22 protein-coding genes are annotated in these 19,276 nt (G+C 65.3%); 19 read left to right on the top strand and 3 right to left on the bottom strand.

Going from position 1 to position 19,276, the window contains the following annotated elements:
• The first annotated feature begins 3 nt into the window (after positions 1-3).
• The 15 genes from folE to cls all read left to right on the top strand — a co-directional run bounded on the left by folE (position 4) and on the right by cls (position 11,711).
• Positions 4-585, top strand: coding sequence for a GTP cyclohydrolase I FolE (folE, locus tag OK352_RS11295; protein WP_265141588.1), 582 nt, complete (start codon positions 4-6; stop codon positions 583-585).
• Positions 582-1,388 carry a dihydropteroate synthase gene (folP, locus tag OK352_RS11290; protein WP_265141587.1) on the top strand — a complete coding sequence of 269 codons (807 nt, stop codon included), beginning with the start codon at positions 582-584 and terminating at the stop codon, positions 1,386-1,388. Before folE ends, folP begins: the two co-directional genes overlap by 4 nt.
• A gap of 178 nt (positions 1,389-1,566) precedes the next feature.
• A complete protein-coding gene (locus OK352_RS11285; protein ID WP_265141586.1) occupies positions 1,567-2,160 on the top strand; it encodes a biotin transporter BioY in 594 nt (197 codons plus the stop codon).
• 4 nt (positions 2,161-2,164) lie between these two features.
• Complete coding sequence (locus OK352_RS11280) at positions 2,165-2,896, top strand: energy-coupling factor ABC transporter ATP-binding protein (protein ID WP_265141585.1); 732 nt, start codon at positions 2,165-2,167, stop codon at positions 2,894-2,896.
• Complete coding sequence (locus OK352_RS11275) at positions 2,893-3,495, top strand: energy-coupling factor transporter transmembrane component T family protein (RefSeq protein ID WP_265141584.1); 603 nt, start codon at positions 2,893-2,895, stop codon at positions 3,493-3,495. Before OK352_RS11280 ends, OK352_RS11275 begins: the two co-directional genes overlap by 4 nt.
• Positions 3,496-3,524: 29 nt before the next feature.
• Positions 3,525-3,920, top strand: coding sequence for a dihydroneopterin aldolase (folB, locus tag OK352_RS11270; protein WP_265141583.1), 396 nt, complete (start codon positions 3,525-3,527; stop codon positions 3,918-3,920).
• Positions 3,917-4,429: a 2-amino-4-hydroxy-6-hydroxymethyldihydropteridine diphosphokinase gene (gene folK / locus OK352_RS11265; RefSeq protein ID WP_265141582.1), complete on the top strand. Its 513-nt coding sequence runs from the start codon at positions 3,917-3,919 to the stop codon at positions 4,427-4,429. The genes folB and folK overlap by 4 nt, the downstream gene beginning before the upstream one ends.
• A complete protein-coding gene (locus tag OK352_RS11260; protein WP_265141581.1) occupies positions 4,426-4,893 on the top strand; it encodes a DUF3180 domain-containing protein in 468 nt (155 codons plus the stop codon). Before folK ends, OK352_RS11260 begins: the two co-directional genes overlap by 4 nt.
• The gene (locus tag OK352_RS11255; RefSeq protein ID WP_265141580.1) at positions 4,868-5,647 is read left to right on the top strand and encodes a PH domain-containing protein; all 780 of its coding nucleotides are present in this window, start codon (positions 4,868-4,870) and stop codon (positions 5,645-5,647) included. The genes OK352_RS11260 and OK352_RS11255 overlap by 26 nt, the downstream gene beginning before the upstream one ends.
• Positions 5,644-7,437, top strand: a complete 1,794-nt coding sequence (locus tag OK352_RS11250) for a PH domain-containing protein (RefSeq protein WP_265141579.1) — start codon at positions 5,644-5,646, stop codon at positions 7,435-7,437. The genes OK352_RS11255 and OK352_RS11250 overlap by 4 nt, the downstream gene beginning before the upstream one ends.
• A complete protein-coding gene (locus OK352_RS11245; RefSeq protein WP_265141578.1) occupies positions 7,434-8,120 on the top strand; it encodes a Rossmann-like and DUF2520 domain-containing protein in 687 nt (228 codons plus the stop codon). Before OK352_RS11250 ends, OK352_RS11245 begins: the two co-directional genes overlap by 4 nt.
• 100 nt (positions 8,121-8,220) lie before the next feature.
• Entirely contained in the window at positions 8,221-9,729 is a 1,509-nt protein-coding gene (lysS, locus tag OK352_RS11240; protein WP_265141577.1) for a lysine--tRNA ligase, read from the top strand.
• Positions 9,730-9,734: 5 nt separating this feature from the next.
• Positions 9,735-9,881, top strand: a complete 147-nt coding sequence (locus OK352_RS11235) for a hypothetical protein (protein WP_265141576.1) — start codon at positions 9,735-9,737, stop codon at positions 9,879-9,881.
• A 49-nt stretch (positions 9,882-9,930) separates the two neighbouring features.
• Complete coding sequence (locus OK352_RS11230) at positions 9,931-10,125, top strand: hypothetical protein (protein ID WP_306387794.1); 195 nt, start codon at positions 9,931-9,933, stop codon at positions 10,123-10,125.
• Positions 10,126-10,211: 86 nt separating this feature from the next.
• Positions 10,212-11,711: a cardiolipin synthase gene (gene cls, locus OK352_RS11225; RefSeq protein ID WP_265141575.1), complete on the top strand. Its 1,500-nt coding sequence runs from the start codon at positions 10,212-10,214 to the stop codon at positions 11,709-11,711.
• Between the two features lie 570 nt (positions 11,712-12,281).
• Here cls and OK352_RS11220 read toward each other — a convergent pair.
• Positions 12,282-12,512: a helix-turn-helix domain-containing protein gene (locus OK352_RS11220; RefSeq protein ID WP_265141574.1), complete on the bottom strand. Its 231-nt coding sequence runs from the start codon at positions 12,510-12,512 to the stop codon at positions 12,282-12,284.
• Positions 12,512-13,174 carry a hypothetical protein gene (locus OK352_RS11215; protein WP_265141573.1) on the bottom strand — a complete coding sequence of 221 codons (663 nt, stop codon included), beginning with the start codon at positions 13,172-13,174 and terminating at the stop codon, positions 12,512-12,514. Before OK352_RS11215 ends, OK352_RS11220 begins: the two co-directional genes overlap by 1 nt.
• 213 nt (positions 13,175-13,387) lie before the next feature.
• Here OK352_RS11215 and OK352_RS11210 point away from each other — a divergent pair, with 213 nt between their 5' ends.
• The 3 genes from OK352_RS11210 (at position 13,388) to OK352_RS11200 (ending at position 17,279) form a co-directional block, all read left to right on the top strand.
• Positions 13,388-15,925 carry an ATP-dependent Clp protease ATP-binding subunit gene (locus tag OK352_RS11210; RefSeq protein WP_265141572.1) on the top strand — a complete coding sequence of 846 codons (2,538 nt, stop codon included), beginning with the start codon at positions 13,388-13,390 and terminating at the stop codon, positions 15,923-15,925.
• Between the two features lie 175 nt (positions 15,926-16,100).
• A complete protein-coding gene (locus OK352_RS11205; protein WP_265141571.1) occupies positions 16,101-16,715 on the top strand; it encodes a VOC family protein in 615 nt (204 codons plus the stop codon).
• A gap of 111 nt (positions 16,716-16,826) precedes the next feature.
• On the top strand, positions 16,827-17,279 hold the full coding sequence (locus OK352_RS11200) for an iron chaperone (protein WP_265141570.1): 453 nt from the start codon (positions 16,827-16,829) through the stop codon (positions 17,277-17,279).
• Positions 17,280-17,421: 142 nt separating this feature from the next.
• Here OK352_RS11200 and OK352_RS11195 read toward each other — a convergent pair whose 3' ends face one another.
• A complete protein-coding gene (locus OK352_RS11195) occupies positions 17,422-18,348 on the bottom strand; it encodes a Ppx/GppA family phosphatase (protein ID WP_265141569.1) in 927 nt (308 codons plus the stop codon).
• 119 nt (positions 18,349-18,467) lie between these two features.
• Between OK352_RS11195 and OK352_RS11190 the strand changes: the two genes are divergently transcribed.
• Positions 18,468-18,971 carry an amino-acid N-acetyltransferase gene (locus OK352_RS11190; RefSeq protein WP_265141568.1) on the top strand — a complete coding sequence of 168 codons (504 nt, stop codon included), beginning with the start codon at positions 18,468-18,470 and terminating at the stop codon, positions 18,969-18,971.
• Positions 18,972-19,276: the final 305 nt, after the last annotated feature.

The raw sequence follows: 19,276 nt of genomic DNA, 5'->3' as shown, positions 1-19,276 counted from the left end.
ACCATGACGGGCGTTGACCGGGAGCGCATCGAGGCGGCGACGCGAGAGCTTCTCGCGGCGATCGGCGAGGACGTCGATCGCGCGGGACTCGTGAGCACACCGCAGCGCGTGGCGGAGTCGTACGCCGAGTTCTTCCACGGTGTCGGCGCCGACCCGCTCACGCTTCTGGGCGAGGGCATCCCCCTCGAGAAGAGCGAGTCGGGTGAAGTCGTGATCGTGCGTGACATCGCGTTCCGCTCCATGTGCGAGCATCACCTGCTCCCGTTTCTCGGCACGGCGCACGTCGCCTACGTTCCGCGCGAGCGGGTCGTCGGCCTCGGCCGCATCCCTCGTGTTATTGAGGTGCTCGCGGCGCGACCGCAGGTGCAGGAGCGCCTCGGCGAGCAGATCGCCGACGCCATCGGTACGGGGTTGGATGCTGCGGGCGTGCTGGTCATCATCGATGCAGCCCACTCGTGCGTGACGGCGCGCGGTACGCAGCAGAACCGCTCGACGACGGTGACTCTCGCCAGCCGGGGGACGCTCGCTGACCCCGTCGAGCGGGCAGAGACCGTCGCCCTGATTGCGCGCGGTGATGCCACATGACGCTCATCATGGGTGTCGTGAACGTCACACCGGATTCATTCAGCGACGGCGGACGCTACTTCAGTCACGACACGGCGATCGAGCATGCGCTTGAGCTGCGCCGCGAGGGCGCTGACCTCATTGACGTCGGGGGAGAGTCGACGCGCCCCGGAGCCGAACTTGTCGATCCCGCCGAAGAGCAACGACGCGTTCTGCCCGTCATCGAGACCCTTGCCGCCGAAGGTGTGCCGGTGAGCGTCGACACCATGCACGCGGCGACCGCCGCCGCGAGTGTTGAGGTGGGTGCCGAGATCATCAACGATGTCTCCGGCGGCCTGGTGGACCCCGACATGCCCCGCGTCGCCGCCGAGAGCGGCCGTGACTTTGTCGCGATGCACTGGCGCGGCTACCTCACCGATCCCCACGAGCGCGTGCACTACGACGACGTACTCTCCGACGTGCACGGTGAGCTCGCGCGACGCCTCGACGCCCTGACGCTGGCGGGCATCGCCCCCGAGCGCCTCATCGTGGACCCGGGCCTCGGATTCTCGAAGAACCCCGAGCACAACTGGGCCATCATCGCCCACCTCGACCGCTTCGCGGCACTGGCGGACCGGATGCTTGTGGGAGCGAGCCGCAAACGATTCCTGTCAACCGTGTCACCGGTTGGCGCGCAACCGCCCGAGCGAGACCCTGCGACCGCCGCGATCAGCCTGTTGTGCGCGCAGTCCGGCATCTGGGCTGTGCGGGTGCACAACGTTCGGGGCACCCGCATCGCCCTCAACGTGCTCGACGCCGTCGACGCGCACCGCGACACACCGTGACCGCCCGCTCACGCCGATTGTCCTGACCACCTACTCAGGTCGCTTCCCCGACCGTTCGCCCCGGCGGTCGATCGCCCCGGCCGCCGCTGTCGTTGGCGAACTTCAACAACACTTTTCGGGAAACCATGTGCGATACTCCACAATGACAGTGACGCTCCGCCTGACACGCTAGGTAATCGTGAAGACAACACTCAACGACATCACCCGCATTGCCACATTCGCCGCGATCATCGCCGTCCTCGGCATCCCCGGCGCCGTCAGCCCGTTCGGGATGGCCGTGCCCATCACCCTGCAGACGCTCGGGGTGATGCTGGCCGGAGCGATCCTCGGCTGGTGGCGCGGAGCAGCATCCGTTCTGGTTCTTCTCGTTCTCACGGCGGCGGGTCTTCCGCTTCTCTCGGGCGGTCGCGGCGGCATCGGCGTCTTCTTCGTCCCGTCGTCCGGCTACCTCATCGGCTGGGTGCTCGGAGCCGCCGTCGTCGGGGTAATCGTTCACGCGGGAGCAACGCGTCCCGTCTGGTGGCGCGTCGCCCTCGGCACTGTCGTCGGCGGCATGCTCGCGATCTACGCCGTCGGCATCCCCGTCATGGCAGCGATGCTCGGTTTGTCGCTCGGTGAGGCCACCATTGCGAACTTTGCCTTCGTGCCCGGCGATGCCATCAAGGCAGCGCTCACCGTTGCCCTCACGATGGCGGTGTGGAAGGCCTACCCGCGCGCGTTCGTCACGCCACGGCAGCCCCGCGTCGAACCGACGCCCGTCTCGGTGCGATAAGCGGATGCTGTCAGGCCAGCACGACAGCGCCCGCGACAGCGACATCGCGCTCACCCGCGTCACGGTTCGGCACCCAACTGCGGCGGGCGAGGTGACCGCGCTCGACGACATCTCGCTCGAGACCTGCGCCCACAATCTCGCCGTCATCGGGCTCAACGGTTCGGGAAAATCGACGTTTGCCCGACTGCTGAACGGGTTGCGGACGCCCACCCAGGGGAGCGTGTCGGTCGGCGGACTCGACACGGTGACAGACGTGAGGATGCTGCGCCGAAAGGTCGGCTTCGTGTTCACGAATCCCGACGCACAGATTGTGATGCCCACAGTTGCCGAAGACCTCGCGTTCTCACTGCGCGGCCGGGGGCTGAGCACCGGGCAGATCGCCGAGCGCGTGGCGGCGGTGCTGGCCGAGAACGGTCTGGCGGGGCACGCGGATCTGCCCGCTCACGATCTGTCGGGCGGCCAGAAGCAGATGCTCGCGATCCAATCCGTTCTGGTCGCGGAGCCGTCGCTGATCGTCGCTGACGAACCGACGACGCTGCTCGATGCCCGCAATGCGCGGCGTATCGCCGACCTCCTGCTCGGCCTGCCGCAGCAGTGCGTCATCGTCACGCACGACCTCGAGCTGGCGGCGCGCTGCGATGAGGCACTCCTCTTCGACAACGCCCGATTGATCACGCAGGGGAACCCGCGCGACGTGATCGACCGGTACCTCAGCGAGATCGTGGCCCGCCCATGACGATGCTCGGGCAGTACCGCGCGCGTGACAGCATCCTGCACCGGCTGCCCGCCGGGGCGAAGCTGATCGGCCTCGTCGTGGTCATCGTCGCCGTCGTCGTGCCGCCGCCTACCTGGTGGGGCCTGGGAGCCGGGGCCGTTGTCGTGATCGCGGGGTATCTGGTGGGCAGGCTCGGCCTGGCAGAACTCTGGCGGCAGATTCTCGCCGTGCGCTGGCTCATCGTCTTCATCGTGGTGGTTCCGCTGATCTTCCTGCCGATCCCGACCGTCTTGGCGACGGCCGCCCGCGTCGTGATCGTCCTCCTTCTGGCCGCGATCGTCACACTCACCACCCGTACGACGGAGATCCTCGACGCCGTCGAGCGTGCCCTGCGGCCGCTGCGTCGGTTCGGCGTCAACCCCGATCGCATCGGCCTCATGCTCGCACTCACGATCAGGACGGTGCCGGTCATCGCGGGGCTGGCCGGCGAACTGCGCGATGCGCAGCGAGCGCGCACGGGCCGATTGAGCGTCAAGGCGTTCGTCGTGCCGCTCCTGGTGCAATCTCTGCGGCACGCAGACGACACGGCCGACGCGCTCGCTGCGCGCGGGGTCGAGTGAGCACATCCGGCCGTGGCAGAGTGGTACTCGTGAAAGACACCGAGAGCGGCAGCCTCGCCGGCGACGCCATCACCGTCACCGGTATACGCGTGCACGCCAACCATGGCGTCTTCGACTTCGAGCGCGAGAACGGGCAGGAGTTCATCGTCGACGTCACGGTATTCACCGACCTGCGTGGGGCGGGAACCAGCGACGATCTCGGGCAGACCGTGCACTATGGCGATCTGGCGCAGGCCGTCGCGGATGCTGTCGCCACGGCGCCCGTCGACCTCATCGAGACCGTGGCCGAACGCGTCGCCAGAACCGCTCTTGGTTTCACCGGAGTGCACACCACGAGGGTGACGCTGCACAAACCGCAGGCGCCCATTCCGGTGCCCTTCGACGATGTCTCCGTGACCATCACGCGGTCGAGGACAGCCTCATGATCGTTCGTGACCCGGTCAGGCCGCTCCGCTCGACGTCTGTTGTGCTGGCGATCGGCGCCAATCTGGGCGACCGCCGGGCGACGCTTGAGGCAGCAGTCGACGATCTGCGGCGCACACCGGGAACGATCGTGGATGCTGTCTCGACGCTGATCGAGTCCGTTGCCGTGACCCTCGACGGCGCTGACGAGACGGCACCGCGCTACCTGAACGGCGTCGTCCTCGCGCGCACCGTGCTCGATGCGAAGTCCCTTCTCGCGGCCACCCAGCGCATCGAAGACGCGCACGGTCGAGTGCGCGCTGAACGCTGGGGGAGTCGCACGCTCGACATCGACATCATCGCCTTCGGCGACACGCAGAGCGACGACCCGCACCTCACGCTTCCACACCCTCGGGCCGCCGAACGGCTGTTCGTGCTCGACCCGTGGCTCGAGGTTGATCCGGCAGCGGTTCTGCCCGGCCGCGGGCCCGTCGCTGAGCTTCGCCGCGTCCTTGTGGGCGGTGCCGGATGAAGCGCACCACAGCCACACCGCTCGTCAGTTTGGGCGCACTTGGGCTCGTCGCGGGATTCCTCATCGAGATGGCACTCACGTCGTCCGGAATGGCCGTCGTTGTGCCCTCGATCACGCTGCCGTTCACACTCGTCGTTGTCGGCGGTATCGTCGTGGGGTTCGCGATCCCGATCCGTCGCTCGGTGACGGGCGCGTCGAAGCGTCGCATCGACCCATTTCAGTCGATGCGCATCGTCTCGCTTGCGCGGGCATCGAGCTGGTCCGGATCGCTGCTGTTCGGGCTCGCGATCGGGGCTGTGACATTCATGATCACGCGAACGGTGTGGCCCGGGGTAACATCGGTGTGGCTCACCGCCGCCATGGCATTGGGCTCGGCGTTGCTCGTCGCAGCGGGCCTCATCGCTGAGCACCTCTGCCGACTGCCGAAAGATGAGGACGATGACCCAGACTCCGCCGAATCCTGACTTTCCCGAGAACGCCGGCGTGCCTCAGAACGAGGGCGCTCCACAGAACGCGAGCGGGGCAGAGACCCCCGATGGGCACCAGGACGCAGAAGCGGCACAGGGCGCGGGTGCCGCAGAGAGGCCTGCCGCGCCTCAGCGTGCAACACCGAATGCTGGTCCAGCCCACGACGCTGGCGTGCCTCTGGATGCTCGCGCGGAACCGGATGCTGGTGCCGGAGGAGACTCCGACGCACCGCTCAACGCGCACGCGTCGAACCTCAAGGAACCGCGCAGCGATCAGCGGCTGCAACTGGAGTTCCGCGAGTGGCGGCGCGTTTCACCCAAGTACATCGTGGTGCAGATCATCGGAACCATCATCTTCTTCGTCATTGCACTCGTCGTCTTCGGCTGGCTCGGTTTCACCGGACAGACGTGGGCCTGGATCGTCTTCGGCGTCGCTGTGATCGGGGCGATCATCGAACTCGTGATCACGCCGCGCCAGGCGAAGGCCATCGGCTACCAGCTGCGCGACGACGACCTCGTGTTCCGCCGCGGCATCATGTGGCAGCGCATCGTCGCGGTGCCCTACGGCCGCATGCAGCTCGTCGACATCACGCGTGGTCCTCTGGCCCGCGGGCTCGGACTCGCCGAGGTCAAGCTCGTGACGGCGGCGGCAGCGACGGGAGTGTCGATCCCCGGCATCCCGAACGACGAGGCCGAGAAGCTCCGCGACCACCTCGTTGAGGTGGCCGAGACCCGCAGGGCGGGCCTATGAGCGGCGAGGAGCACCCGGCGGGCGCTCCGGGTCCTAACGCGTTGCCGCCGTCGGAGGGTACGCGCGACGGCGAGCTGCCGCGCGAGGCTGCCCCGCAGCATCCAGATTCCGTCACGCCCGAGTCCCCGACTCATGCCGGCGGGGCACAGGCTCACGACGGCGGGACACCGATCGCCGATGGTGCGGTGGGCGACGCGGATTCGAGCGGAACCGCTGCCTCGCAGCATCCGGGATCTGCCGTTGCCGCCGTCGCTGAGACGCTTGCGAATGACACGCTTGCCGATGGTGAGTGGCATCGACTGCATCCGGCCACGCCCTTGCTCCGCGGCGGAATCATCCTCCTCGTGGTGCTCGGATACGTGGTCGCGAACATGCGTGAGCGCCTCGTGTCGCTGTTCGTCGGCAGCGACGAGATGCGCGAGTACAACGGTGACCCTCTCGACTGGATATTCCGCGAGAACCTTGTGGGGTGGGCGCTGCTCGCGCTCGCCGGAGTACTCATCGTGCTGATCCTCGGCTTCTACTTCTCGTGGCGCATGCACACATTTCGTGTCACCCACGAGGCCGTCGAGGTGCGCAGCGGCATCCTGTTTCGTCGGCACAGGCGCGCGGCTCTTGACCGCATCCAGGGCATCAACATCACGCGCTCGTTCATTCCGCGACTCGTGGGTGCCGCGAAGCTGCAGGTCTCTGTCGCTGGCCAGGGAGCGAGCGTCGAACTCGCCTACCTCGGGTCAGCCCGCACAGACAACCTTCGGCGCGATATTCTGCGGCTCGCGTCGGGAGCGAAGGGGGAGGCCCCTGCAGCATCCGCCCAACCGACGCGTGCTCCGGGCCTCGAAGGCGTCGTCACCGATCGTGTGAACGAGTTTCTCTCGCCTGAACTTGACCCGGACCTCGCCGAACCCGAATCGGTCGTGCGCATTCCGCCGTTGCGCATCGCCGGCAGCGTCGTCATCAGCAATACGACGGTGTTTCTCATTCTGATGATCGTCGGGCTCATCTTTGCGGCGGTCTACGGCACACCGTGGGTCTTGTTCAGCATCATTCCGGCCATCTTCGGTTTTCTCACCTACTACTGGTCGCGCATCACGAAATCGATGCAGTACTCGATCGCGGCAACGCAGCACGGCATCCGTGTGGGCTATGGGCTGCTGTCGACGTCGAACGAAACGATCCCGCCGGGGCGCCTGCACGGCATCGAGGTGCGTCAGCCGCTGCTGTGGCGGCCGTTCGGATGGTGGGAAATCCGCATTAATACGGCGGTGCAGGATGCCGCCGGGTCTAACCAGAACCAGGCGCAGCAGCGGGCGATCCTCATGCCGGTCGGTACGATCGACGACGTTGAGCGAGTGCTCGCCCTTGTCCTGCCCGGCATCACACCCGAGGAGTCTGCTGATCTGGTGGCGCGCGGGTTGCTCGGTACCGGTCCTGACGACGACTTCATCACGGCCCCGCGAGCTTCGTGGATCTTCAACCCGCTCACCTGGAGGCGCGTTGGCTACGCGCTGCTCGGCGACGTACTCATCACGCGACAGGGCTTCGCCCATCGGCGACTCGTGATTGTTCCGCTTGCGCGCATCCAGTCTGTCAAGATCTCGCAGGGGCCGTGGCAGCGGCGGCGACTCCTCGCCTCCGGACAGGTGCACACCGTTGCCGGGCCCGTGACGGCGTCGGTCAGCCAGCTGTCACGGAACAACGCCCTCGGATTTTTCTCTCGGGTAAACGACGCGGCGACGAACGCAGCACGAGCCGATGCCACACAGCGTTGGGCGGCGGCACCCGAATGAATGATCAGCGTGCCGGACGGCTCGGCATCGGCGTGATCGGGGCGGGCCACGTCGGGCCCGTGCTCGCCTCGGCGCTCGCCGGGGCCGGGCATGCCCTCGTCGGTGTCTCGGCTGTGTCGGAGGCCAGCCGAGAACGCGCGGAGGCGATGCTCCCCGGCGTTCCCATTCTCGAAATTCCGACGATCGTCGAACGCAGCGAGCTCGTGCTGATCGCGATTCCGGATGCTGAGCTCGAGGCACTCGTGGCGGGCCTCGCCGCGACAGGCACCTGGCGTCCGGGGCAGATCGTCGTGCACACGGCACCAGGGCTCGGCATCGGCGTGCTTGAGCCGGTGCAGCGCGCGGGCAGCATCCCTCTCGCCATCCATCCGGCGATGTCGTTCACCGGCACCTCGCTTGACCTCGCGCGGCTTGCCGAAACGTTCTTCGCGGTGACCGGGCCGGCACCGGTGCTGCCGATCGGGCAGGCGTTGGTTGTCGAGATGGGCGGCGAGCCCGTCGTGATCGCCGAGGACGATCGCGAGGCGTACGGTGAGGCCATCGAAACGGCACGGGTGTTCTCGCGCTCCATCGTTGAACAGGCGTCGGGGATCCTGAACGGCATCGGCGTCGAGCAGCCGGGAGCATACCTGTCGTCACTTGTGCGCAGTGCCGTCGACGACGCGCTTTCTGCCGAGCGCTGACGGCGCATTGGCGGTACGGTGGGGCACCAGCATCCGCCGGGTAAACTTGACTCGGCCGACAGCCGCAGCACGAAAGCCCACGATCCGCAAAGGTTGATGCATGACCGAGAACCGCACTGACGAGCCCACCGCCGAGGAGATCTCCCAGCAGAAGCAGGTGCGACTCGAAAAGCGCGAGCGGCTGATCGCCGAGGCCGACAACCCCGGCGCGGGCGCCTACCCGGTCAGCGTTCCCATCACGCACACGATCCCCGAGGTGCGCGCCACGTGGGGCGACATCGAAATCGACTCGGCGACCGGCGTCACGGTCGGTGTCGCGGGTCGCGTCGTCCACCTGCGCAACACCGGCAAGCTGTGCTTTGCCAGCCTGCAGTCTGGTGACGGCACTCGTGTGCAGGCGATGGTGAGCCTCGCCTCCGTCGGCGAAGACAGTCTCGCGCAGTGGAAGGAACTCGTCGACCTCGGCGACCACGTGTTCGTCTCGGGCGAGGTCATCTCGAGTCGCCGCGGCGAGCTGTCGATCATGACCGAGTCGTGGCAGATCGCCTCAAAGGCGGTCCTGCCCCTGCCGAACCTGCACAACGAGTTGGGTGAAGAGACGCGAGTGCGCAACCGCTACCTCGATCTCATTGTGCGCGAGCAGGCACGCGAGAACGTTGTCAAGCGGGCCACGGCAGTCGCGAGCCTGCGCCGCACCTTCACCGACGACGGCTTCATTGAGATCGAGACTCCGATGCTGCAGGTGATGCACGGCGGAGCTTCGGCCCGGCCGTTCGTCACGCACTCGAACGCGTTCGACACCGAGCTCTTCCTGCGCATCGCTCCCGAGCTCTACCTCAAGCGCGCGATCGTCGGCGGCATCGACCACGTGTTCGAGATCAACCGCAACTTCCGCAACGAGGGTGCCGACTCCACGCACAGCCCCGAATTCGCGATGCTCGAGGCATATCAGGCGTATGGCGACTACAACACCATCGCCGACCTCACGCAGAAGCTCATTCAGAACGCCGCGCACGACATCGCCGGGTCGCACGTCGTCACCTGGGCGGACGGCACCGAGTACGACCTGGGCGGCGACTGGGACCGCATCTCGATGTTCGAGAGCCTCTCGGATGCTGCTGGCCGCACCATCACGCCTGAGACGCCGCTTGCCGAGCTCAAGCAGCTCGCGGATGCTGAAGGCATCGAAGTGCCGCACCCCATCCACGGAAAGTACGTGGAAGAGCTGTGGGAGCACTTCGTCAAGGGCGGCCTCGAGCGGCCCACGTTCGTCATGGACTTCCCCGTCGACACGAGCCCTCTTGTGCGTCACCACCGCAGCATCGCGGGCGTCGTCGAGAAGTGGGACCTTTACGTGCGCGGCTTCGAGCTGGCGACCGGCTACTCCGAGCTCGTCGACCCGGTCATCCAGCGCGAGAGGTTCGTCGAGCAGGCGAAGCTCGCGGCGGGCGGCGACCTCGAGGCGATGCAGCTTGATGAGGAGTTCCTGCGTGCTCTGGAATTCGGGATGCCGCCGACGGGCGGCATGGGAATGGGCATCGACCGTCTGCTCATGGCGATCACGGGGCTCGGCATCCGCGAGACGATCCTGTTCCCGCTGGTGAAGTAGCTGCCGTGAACGACAACCTGCCGAACGACGAGCTCGATCCGAAGAAGTCTGGCGGGCCGTCGCGCAACCGCATCGTGTTGTGGATCGTCGGGGCGGCTGTTGGCGTCTATCTACTCGGCAGCGGCATCTGGGGCATCATCACGGGCGGGTGAGTGACGTCGGGCTCAGTCACAGCCTTCTGCGGGGTATCATGGAGGCATCATGATTGAGGACTTCTGGCTGAACGCGATCTGGTCGATCACACCGACGCTGATCTTGTTCGGGCTGTTCTACTTCGTTCTGCGGGCGATTTTCCGTGCCGACCGCAACGAGCGCCGTGTGTATGCCGACATCGAGTCGGAAGAGCGCCTGCGTCGTGGGCTGCCGCCGAAGCCGCACTCTCCCTCCGGTCACTGACGGCACGCCGCTCCCGGCGGAGAGTGACTGACCGATATCATCGCTGACATGGGTGAGCGCTGCAGTGCGCCTTGCGAGCGGGTCGCATGATCGACGAGCCGATATTCGAAGTCTTCGGCATCGCCGTCGGGCTATGGGCGATCGTCGTCTTCGTCATCGACCTCATGGTGCGCATCTTCGCCGTGATCTACGTGCCGCGCAATCGCCTGCCCACGGCCGGTATGGCGTGGCTGCTCGCCATCTTCTTTATCCCATTCCTTGGGATCCTGCTCTTCCTCCTCATCGGAAACCCAAAGCTGCCCCGCCAGCGCCGCAAGCGCCAAGACGATATCAACTCGTACATCGCAACGGTCGTCGCCGAGCTTCCGCACGATGAGAGCCTTGTGGCGCAGCCGCCGTGGCTTCCGTCACTCGCGTATCTCAATCAGAACCTCGGTGGCTTTCCGATGCTGGGCGGCAACACGGCTGAGCTCGACCATGGCTACACCTCGAGCCTGCACGGGATGATCGACGACATTGAAGCAGCGACGTCATGGGTGCACGTCGAGTTCTACATTCTGTGCCAAGACGACACGACGCGCCCATTCTTCGACGCCCTGGAACGCGCGGTGGCCCGCGGCGTCCCGGTTCGCGTTCTCTTCGACCACGTGGCGTCGCTGCGCACGCCCGGCTATCGGGAGATGACGCGACGACTCACCGACATTGGTGTCGACTGGCACCGGATGCTGCCGCTCGACCCGCTGAAATGGAAGTGGCAGCGCCCCGATCTGCGCAACCACCGCAAGCTGCTCGTCGTCGATGGCGAAACCGCGTGGATTGGCTCGCAGAACATCATCGATCGCAGTTACAACAAGCGCAAGAACATCGAGCGCGGTCTGCAGTGGCAGGAGCTGCAGGCGCGGGTTCAGGGACCGGTCGTCGGCGCCATCAACGCGATCTTCCTCACCGACTGGTACAGCGAGACCGACGATCTGCTGTCGGATGGCACGGATCCGCGTGGCGAGGGCGATGTGACGCAAGACGAGCGTCCTGGCGAACTGGCCTGTCAGGTGGTCCCCTCGGGGCCGGGCTTCGAGGGCGAGAACAACCTGCGACTCTTCCTCGGCCTCCTGTGGGCGGCGCAGAAGCGCATTGTGATCACGAGCCCGTACTTCGTGCCAGACGAATCGCTGCTGTTCGCGGTGACCACGGCGGTGCAGCGCGGCGTTCCCGTCGACTTGTTCGTCTCAGAGATCGGCGACCAGGCGATGGTCTACCACGCGCAGCGTTCGTACTATGAGGCTCTGCTTCGCGCCGGTGTGCGGATCTTTCTCTACCCCAAGCCGTACATTCTGCACTCCAAGCACTTCACGATCGACGATGACGTGGCGGTGCTCGGCTCGAGCAACATGGATATGCGCTCGTTCGGTCTGAACCTCGAGATCTCGATGCTGGTGCGCGGGGAGTCGTTCGTGAGGGACATGCGGGCGATCGAAGACCACTACCGCAGGCGCAGTCGCGAGCTGACGCTCGACGAGTGGATGAAGCAGCCGCTGCGCTCGACGGTGCTCGACAATCTTGCGCGTCTCAGTTCAGCGCTGCAGTGACTCGTTTCCCGTTGCCGCAGCGTCCCTGCGCTTGTCGCCCGCCGTTGCAGTGACCCGACGCCTGTCGCAGGATGCTGCGGTGCCCCGCTTCCCGTTTCCCGGCGCTGCAGTGATCGGTCGCAGGTGTGAGAACTGTCTCTGAACGCTGTGGGAACCGTCGCAAACGAGAGATGAGTCGTTTCGAGCACACGGCGGTCGTCAGAGAGGATTCCGCGAGAGTTCTGCGTGTAGGGGTTACATATGCAGGGTGCAATGGTGTGGAGCAGCGGACATGATCTGGGCGCACACCATCACAACTCGTCCCTGCCATGTCCATACCATTCGTCCGTGCCAAGACAACTCGTCCGTACTATGACACCTTTCGCTCCGTCCGGCTGAATGGCTGAACAAGCACCTGCCCGACTTCTGGCGGCTGATGTTGCCGGGGCAACCTGGGGACTTAGGAGACCTCCGCTCACGTTGCGCTCTGCTTCGCCGTGGCTGACCAGAAAATCTGTCAGTTGCGGATTTGCTGTAACTCCGCGGAGTTACAGCAAATCCGCAAAGGACAGGAAACCGCGTCAGGGCGAGTCACGCACGCACGAGCAGGTCGCCGGGGGAGCACTGCAGGGCATCGCAGATGGCAACGAGTGTCGTAAAGCGAATCGCCTTCGCACGGTCGTTCTTCAGCACCGAAAGGTTCACGATGCTGACACCCACAGTCTCGCTCAGCTGCGTGAGCGTCATGCCGCGATCAGCGAGCAGCTCATCGAGCCGGCAGTGGATGCCGCTCGGCCCGTCTTCAGGTTCTCGTGGCGCCATCAGACAAGCCCTTCTGTGTCGCGCTGCATTCGCCGCCCGAGCTCGAACGCCGCAGCAATGACCGCGAGAGCGATCGCCCAGACGAACGGCGTGAGGCTGATCTCGAGCGACAGGTTGAAGACCGAGTCGGCAGAGATTCCGGATGCTGCTGAGCCACCCAGATACGTGGCTACCTCGTCGTGCGCGATCGCCGTGAGCACGCCGTGCCCCCAGTCACCCACCAGCGTCAGCGCGGCGTACGCGACAAGGCCCCACAACGTCATACGCCCGAACGGCTTGCCGCGCAGCACGGCGACGACGATGATCACGATGACCGCGGCGATGCCGACACCGGCCAGCGTGGGAAGGGAATCCGCGGCGACAAGCCACCAGCGTGTCCCCGACGGGAGCCCCGAGACCGTCACATCTGCAGTTGTGGATGACGCTCCCGTCACCGCTTCGAAGTCGGCGACGAGGTCGCTGCGGTCTGCGGCTGTCGCCATGCCGTCAACGCGCACCGACGGGAAGGTGAGGAGGTAGCGAGCGCGGGTGACAGCTGCCCAGACGCCGATGACGCTGAACATCACGGCACCGGTGGCGATCACCTGCAGGAGGTAGCGCTCGACGCGTTCGATTCGGGAGCGCGATGTCTTCGCAGTGGGCTGCGACGCAGCATCCGTCATGATCATTCCTTATCGATAGTCGTTATTAGCGATAAACGATAAGTTATCGTTTGTCGTTATGCGTGTCAAGCGTTTGATGGCCCGGAGTGAGTCCGATGTGCGCAGGGCAGTGACTGTCACGCCGTGGGCGAACAGGGGGCTGAGACACGGCAAATGCTCGTTACGCTGTCTTTATCGACACCACTTAAGCCCGAGGTGTCGAAAGGAGTGAAGATGTTCGAGAGATTCACCGACCGCGCCCGCCGCGTCGTCGTCCTGGCCCAAGAAGAGGCCAAGATGCTGAACCACAACTACATCGGAACCGAGCACATTCTGCTCGGTCTCATCCACGAGGGCGAGGGCGTCGCCGCAAAGGCGCTTGAGTCTATGGGAATCTCGCTCGACGCCGTGCGCGAGCAGGTGACCGACATCATCGGAACCGGCCAGCAGCCGCCCACGGGACACATCCCGTTCACGCCCCGTGCCAAAAAGGTTCTTGAGCTGAGCCTGCGCGAAGCGCTGCAGCTCGGCCACAACTACATCGGAACCGAGCACATTCTGCTCGGTCTCATCCGCGAAGGTGAGGGCGTTGCCGCACAGGTGCTCGTGAAGCTCGGCGCCGACCTCAACCGTGTTCGCCAGCAGGTCATCCAGCTGCTTTCGGGCTACCAGGGTAAAGAAGCTGCATCCGTTGGAGCCGGTGCCAACGAGGCGGCTCCGCAGGGCGGCTCGCAGGTGCTCGACCAGTTCGGTCGCAACCTCACCCAGGCTGCGCGCGACAACAAGCTTGACCCGGTGATCGGGCGCGAGAAGGAAATCGAGCGGGTCATGCAGATCCTGTCGCGCCGCTCGAAGAACAACCCCGTGCTGATCGGCGAGCCCGGCGTCGGCAAGACCGCGGTCGTCGAAGGCCTCGCGCAGTCGATCGTCAAGGGCGAGGTGCCCGAGACGCTCAAGGACAAGCAGGTCTACTCGCTCGACCTCGGGTCGCTCATCGCCGGAAGCCGCTACCGCGGTGACTTCGAAGAGCGCCTCAAGAAGGTAACGAAAGAGATCCGCACGCGCGGTGACATCATCGTCTTCATCGACGAGATCCACACGCTCGTCGGAGCCGGAGCCGCTGAAGGCGCGATCGACGCCGCCAGCATCCTGAAGCCTCTGCTTGCACGCGGCGAGCTGCAGACCATCGGCGCCACCACGATCGACGAGTACCGCAAGCACTTCGAGAAGGATGCTGCGCTCGAACGTCGCTTCCAGCCGATTCAGGTTGACCAGCCGTCGTTGCCGCACACGATCAACATCCTCAAGGGATTGCGCGACCGCTACGAGGCACACCACAAGGTGTCCATCACCGACGGCGCACTCGTCGCGGCGGCCAACCTCTCTGACCGCTACGTCTCTGACCGGTTCCTGCCGGACAAGGCGATCGACCTTATTGACGAGGCCGGTGCACGCCTGCGCCTCTCGATCCTGTCGAGCCCGCCCGAGCTGCGCGAATTCGACGAGAAGATCTCGACGGTTCGCCACAACAAGGAAGCCGCGATCGACGACCAGGACTTCGAGAAGGCAGCGAGCCTGCGCGACGAAGAGAAGAACCTGCTCGCCGAGCGCCTGCGCCTGGAGAAGCAGTGGAGAAGCGGCGAGGTCAAGGCAACAGCCACGGTCGATGAAGGACTCATCGCCGAGGTGCTTGCTCAGGCCACCGGCATCCCGGTCTTCAAGCTCACCGAGGAGGAGTCGAGCCGGCTCGTCTTCATGGAGAAGGCACTGCACGAGCGCGTCATCGGGCAAGACGAAGCCATCTCGGCGCTGTCCCGCACGATCCGGCGCACCCGCGCCGGCCTCAAGGACCCGAAGCGCCCCAGCGGTTCGTTCATCTTCGCCGGGCCAACCGGTGTCGGCAAGACCGAGCTCGCCAAGGCGCTCGCCGAGTTCTTGTTCGACGACGAAGACGCCCTGATCTCGCTCGACATGAGTGAGTACGGCGAGAAGCACACGGTCTCACGGCTGTTCGGTGCCCCTCCCGGGTTCGTCGGGTTCGAAGAGGGCGGCCAGCTCACCGAGAAGGTGCGTCGCAAGCCGTTCAGCGTTGTTCTTTTCGACGAGATCGAGAAGGCGCACCCGGACATCTTCAACTCACTGCTCCAGGTGCTGGAGGAGGGACGTCTGACGGATGGCCAGGGGCGCATCGTCGACTTCAAGAACACGGTCATCATCATGACGACCAACCTCGGCTCGAAGGGCATCGCGGGTGGTCCCGTCGGCTTCCAGGTGGAGGGCGACACCGCCACCAACTACGAGACCATGAAGGCCAAGGTCAACGAAGAGCTCAAGAAGCACTTCAAGCCTGAGTTCCTCAACCGTGTCGATGACACGATCGTGTTCCCGCAGCTGTCGAAGCCGGAGCTTCTGCAGATCGTCGATCTGTTCACGAAGCGCCTGGCCGAGCGGATGCTGGATCGCGACATGACCGTCGAGCTCACCGTTCCGGCGAAGGAGCGTCTCATCGACGTCGGGTTCGACCCGGCACTCGGTGCGCGGCCGCTGCGTCGGGCGATGCAGAGCGAGGTCGAGGACGAGCTCAGCGAGAAGATCCTTCATGGCGAGCTCAACCCCGGCGACCACGTGCACGTCGACTTCGCTGACGGCGCGTTCGTCATCACGACGACGCAGCGCGAGGAGTCCGTCGGAGCCGGAATCAACTCCGGTGCCTCACTCGGAACGGGCGGGGTGACGCCGGACCTGGCGATCACCGAAAACCCGGGAGAGTAACAGCATCTCCTCACCACGCGGGGCCGCTGACACCGTCAGCGGCCCTGCGTCGTGCGTTGCTGGGGTCTGCGTGCCCATCGTGGCGGATGGTCGCACTACTGGTCGCCGCGGTGCCCGCTGACGATCGATCAGGAATCAAGAAGTACCGCGTTCGCCGTGTTCCTAAATTGGAACCATGAACACAACAACGACAACGAGAGCACTCACGTCCCTCACAATCGAGACCGCCGACAGAGCGGCATCCGATGCCTTCTACACCGCACTCGGGCTCGGTGACCGCGTCACACTGCAGCAGGCGACGGAACCCAGTGACGGCTTCCGCGGCTTCACGATCTCGCTCATCGTCTCGCAGCCTGCCAACGCCGAACTGATTCTTGACGCCGCGATCGCCGCGGGCGCCACGGTGATCAAACCCGCGGCGAAGAGCTTGTGGGGCTTCGGCGGAACGCTGCAGGCTCCCGATGGAAGCATCATCAAAGTGGCGACTTCACAGAAGAAGAACACCGAGCCGGCGAGTCGACGCATCGACGATATTGTCGTGCTGCTTGCAGCATCCGATGTTCGTGCAAGCAAGCGCTTCTATATCGAGCACGGCTTTGCCCCGGGGAAGAGCTTCGGAAGCTATGTCGAGTTCGACACGCGCCCCGGTTCGATCAAGCTCGCTCTCTACAAGCGCCAGGCGTTGGCTAAGGATGCCGGTGTTGCGGCCTCGGGCAGCGGCTCACACCGGATTATTCTCGAAGGCGACGGCGGATCTTTCACCGATCCCGACGGCTTCCACTGGGTATAGTGCGCAGCTCTCATGTGCCATCCACTCTGGCAGCAGGCGCTCACCGAAGCACAGAGTCGCCGCACCACCGACAACACTCATAACCCAACACAGAAAAACTGGAGAGACATCATGGCAACGAACACAGCGGCGTCCGCCGGGGGATTCACCGCAGCCGAGCGAGCAGCGATGAAGACACGAGCTGCGGAGCTGCGCGCCGAAGGCAAGAAGGGTGCGAAGAAGGCAGACGACCTGCAGGCGGTGCTCGACGCGATTGCGGCGATGCCGCAGCACGATCGCGAGCTCGCCGAACGCGTGCACGCGACGATCATCGAGACTACGCCCGGGCTTTCGCCGAAGACCTGGTACGGAATGCCCGCGTATGCGAACGATGCGGGCAAGGTCGTCGTCACGTTCAAGCACGCGGGTAAGTTCAAGACCCGTTACGCGACGCTCGAGTTTCAGGACGCCGCGCAGCTCGACGATGGTGAGATCTGGCCGGTCTCGTGGGCGATCCCCGACTGGACGCCGACCGTCGAGGCAACGATTGTCAAGGCGGTGACAGCGGCGACGCGGGCGAGCTGAGTGTCGTGCCGCTGAGATCGCAGCACTGTTCAGCCCCGCTCACACGGGGACGTCGAGGATGCCGCGGAAACCGGCATCCTCGACGTGTGTGTTGCGCAGGCGTGGCCGGGCTCTCCACGACGTGCGTGCGTGTGGACGCAGCTCAGTCCAGGTGGTCGAGATAGCGCAACAGCACACCCTCGCGCATCGCCCACGGCGAGACATCGAGCTCCTTCACGTTGAAAGCTCGCATCGTCTCAGAGAGAACGATGCCGCCCGCCACGATCTGGAACGTGCGATCGAGTGTGATGCCCGGAAGCTCGGGCCGGGATGCTGCGGGCAGACGTGCGAGCCGGGGAACCCAGTCGTCGAGCTGGCTGCGACGCAGCAGCATCCGGTCGCTGTCGCCGACCCCATCGCGCACGGATCCCGCCAGGCGGGCGAGGGACCGGATGGTCTTCGACGATCCGACGATGTGTGACGGGGGAGGCAGCTCGGCGAAGTCCTCGCGCGCATGTTCCAGGATGCCGCGGGCGTGCTGGCGCAGTTCGTCCTGCTGCTCGGGCAGAGGCGGATCGTCGGGAAGGAAGGCGATAGTCGACCGGCCCGCACCGAGCGGAACACTGAGACCGACCGTGGGGTACTCGTCTTCACCCATGGAGATCTCGAGCGAGCCGCCCCCGATATCGAAAAGGAGGATGTTGCCCGCCGACCACCCGTACCAGCGGCGCACCGCAAGGAACGTGAGCTTCGCCTCGTCTTCGCCCGACAGCACCTGCAGTTCGACGCCGGTCCGCTCGGTGACAAGGCTCAGCACCTCGGGGCCGTTCTTCGCCTCGCGGATCGCCGACGTTGCCATCGGGAGGAACCCGTCGAGGGTGCTTCGCTCGGCCAGCTCGACCGCCCCCGACACTGCCGAGACGATCGCGTCGACCCCCTCGTCTGTGATCGCCCCGTCGGGCGCGAGATAGCGCATGAGACGCAGCACGGATTTGTGACTCGCCATCGGCTGCGGGTGCGCACCGGGATGGGCGTCGACGATCAGCAGGTGAACGGTGTTGGAACCGACGTCGAGAACCCCGAGGCGCATACAAGAACGATAGCGTGACTTGGTCGCCAAGGCGTGCCGCTCATGCGCCTCGCAGAGAGCCGGGGCTATGCTTTTGGCCGACCGGGTGTGTGGCTCCCGGGGAGTGGAGAGCGCAGCTGATGGCCCAGATCAACGTGCGGTGGGCGCGTACGGCCGATGTGCCGCGCATCCAGCAGCTCATCGAGCCCCTCGTGCAAGAGCGCATTCTGCTCGGCAAAGATCGCGTCGTCTTCTATGAGGCCGTTCAGGAGTTCCGCATCGCCGAGACCAGCGACGGCGAGGTCATCGGCTGCGGCGCGCTGCACGTGATGTGGGAAGACCTCGGCGAAGTCCGCACACTCGCCGTGGCCGAACCATGGCTGGGCACAGGCGTTGGCCACGCACTGCTCGACACGCTTCAGGAAGACGCACGGACGCTCGGCCTCAAACGGCTGTTCTGCCTGACGTTCGAAGTGGACTTCTTCACGCGCCACGGGTACGCCCCGATCGGCGAAGACATCGTCAATCCGGATGTCTATGCCGAGCTCGTTCGCTCATCTGATGAAGGTGTCGCGGAGTTCCTCGACCTCGCACGGGTGAAGCCCAACACACTCGGCAACACCCGGATGCTGCGCATACTCTGACGCGCGCCGGGCACGCCGCGCGGCCGAGGGCCCGGTTCGTCTTCCTGCGCCGTGTCTTCAGGGCATCACACCGGCTCTGTCAGAGCAGGATCGCCGTCGATCGCACCGTCACTGAGCCGTCCCATTCACCCGTGCGGCCAGACGTTCGTGGGTAGCGGTGCTCATGTGAGCACGAGCACCGCAAAGCTTTGCGCATGTGCCTGAACCTGCCGCAATGTCGGTGCCGACCCGTAGCTTGTAGTCAGTTGTTTACCAGCCTGCTGTGTGAACGACACCCGTACCTCCTAGCGTGACGACGGCGTCAC

This window comes from Microbacterium sp. MPKO10 (genome assembly GCF_026107415.2).
In the GTDB taxonomy this organism is placed as follows: domain Bacteria; phylum Actinomycetota; class Actinomycetes; order Actinomycetales; family Microbacteriaceae; genus Paramicrobacterium.
Note: the sequence above shows the minus strand (reverse complement) of the source record. Positions and strands in the feature narration are given on the sequence as shown.

What these genes read in the sequence shown, in the direction of transcription:
- OK352_RS11215 (WP_265141573.1), bottom strand. Translation starts at nt 13,174, where the DNA reads ATGACGGATGCTGCGTCGCAGCCCACTGCGAAGACATCGCGCTCCCGA.
- folK (WP_265141582.1), top strand. Translation starts at nt 3,917, where the DNA reads ATGATCGTTCGTGACCCGGTCAGGCCGCTCCGCTCGACGTCTGTTGTG.
- lysS (WP_265141577.1), top strand. Translation starts at nt 8,221, where the DNA reads ATGACCGAGAACCGCACTGACGAGCCCACCGCCGAGGAGATCTCCCAG.
- OK352_RS11245 (WP_265141578.1), top strand. Translation starts at nt 7,434, where the DNA reads ATGAATGATCAGCGTGCCGGACGGCTCGGCATCGGCGTGATCGGGGCG.
- OK352_RS11210 (WP_265141572.1), top strand. Translation starts at nt 13,388, where the DNA reads ATGTTCGAGAGATTCACCGACCGCGCCCGCCGCGTCGTCGTCCTGGCC.
- cls (WP_265141575.1), top strand. Translation starts at nt 10,212, where the DNA reads ATGATCGACGAGCCGATATTCGAAGTCTTCGGCATCGCCGTCGGGCTA.
- OK352_RS11230 (WP_306387794.1), top strand. Translation starts at nt 9,931, where the DNA reads ATGATTGAGGACTTCTGGCTGAACGCGATCTGGTCGATCACACCGACG.
- OK352_RS11275 (WP_265141584.1), top strand. Translation starts at nt 2,893, where the DNA reads ATGACGATGCTCGGGCAGTACCGCGCGCGTGACAGCATCCTGCACCGG.
- OK352_RS11205 (WP_265141571.1), top strand. Translation starts at nt 16,101, where the DNA reads ATGAACACAACAACGACAACGAGAGCACTCACGTCCCTCACAATCGAG.
- OK352_RS11200 (WP_265141570.1), top strand. Translation starts at nt 16,827, where the DNA reads ATGGCAACGAACACAGCGGCGTCCGCCGGGGGATTCACCGCAGCCGAG.
- OK352_RS11280 (WP_265141585.1), top strand. Translation starts at nt 2,165, where the DNA reads ATGCTGTCAGGCCAGCACGACAGCGCCCGCGACAGCGACATCGCGCTC.
- OK352_RS11260 (WP_265141581.1), top strand. Translation starts at nt 4,426, where the DNA reads ATGAAGCGCACCACAGCCACACCGCTCGTCAGTTTGGGCGCACTTGGG.
- OK352_RS11220 (WP_265141574.1), bottom strand. Translation starts at nt 12,512, where the DNA reads ATGGCGCCACGAGAACCTGAAGACGGGCCGAGCGGCATCCACTGCCGG.
- OK352_RS11190 (WP_265141568.1), top strand. Translation starts at nt 18,468, where the DNA reads ATGGCCCAGATCAACGTGCGGTGGGCGCGTACGGCCGATGTGCCGCGC.
- OK352_RS11195 (WP_265141569.1), bottom strand. Translation starts at nt 18,348, where the DNA reads ATGCGCCTCGGGGTTCTCGACGTCGGTTCCAACACCGTTCACCTGCTG.
- OK352_RS11255 (WP_265141580.1), top strand. Translation starts at nt 4,868, where the DNA reads ATGACCCAGACTCCGCCGAATCCTGACTTTCCCGAGAACGCCGGCGTG.
- folP (WP_265141587.1), top strand. Translation starts at nt 582, where the DNA reads ATGACGCTCATCATGGGTGTCGTGAACGTCACACCGGATTCATTCAGC.
- OK352_RS11250 (WP_265141579.1), top strand. Translation starts at nt 5,644, where the DNA reads ATGAGCGGCGAGGAGCACCCGGCGGGCGCTCCGGGTCCTAACGCGTTG.
- folE (WP_265141588.1), top strand. Translation starts at nt 4, where the DNA reads ATGACGGGCGTTGACCGGGAGCGCATCGAGGCGGCGACGCGAGAGCTT.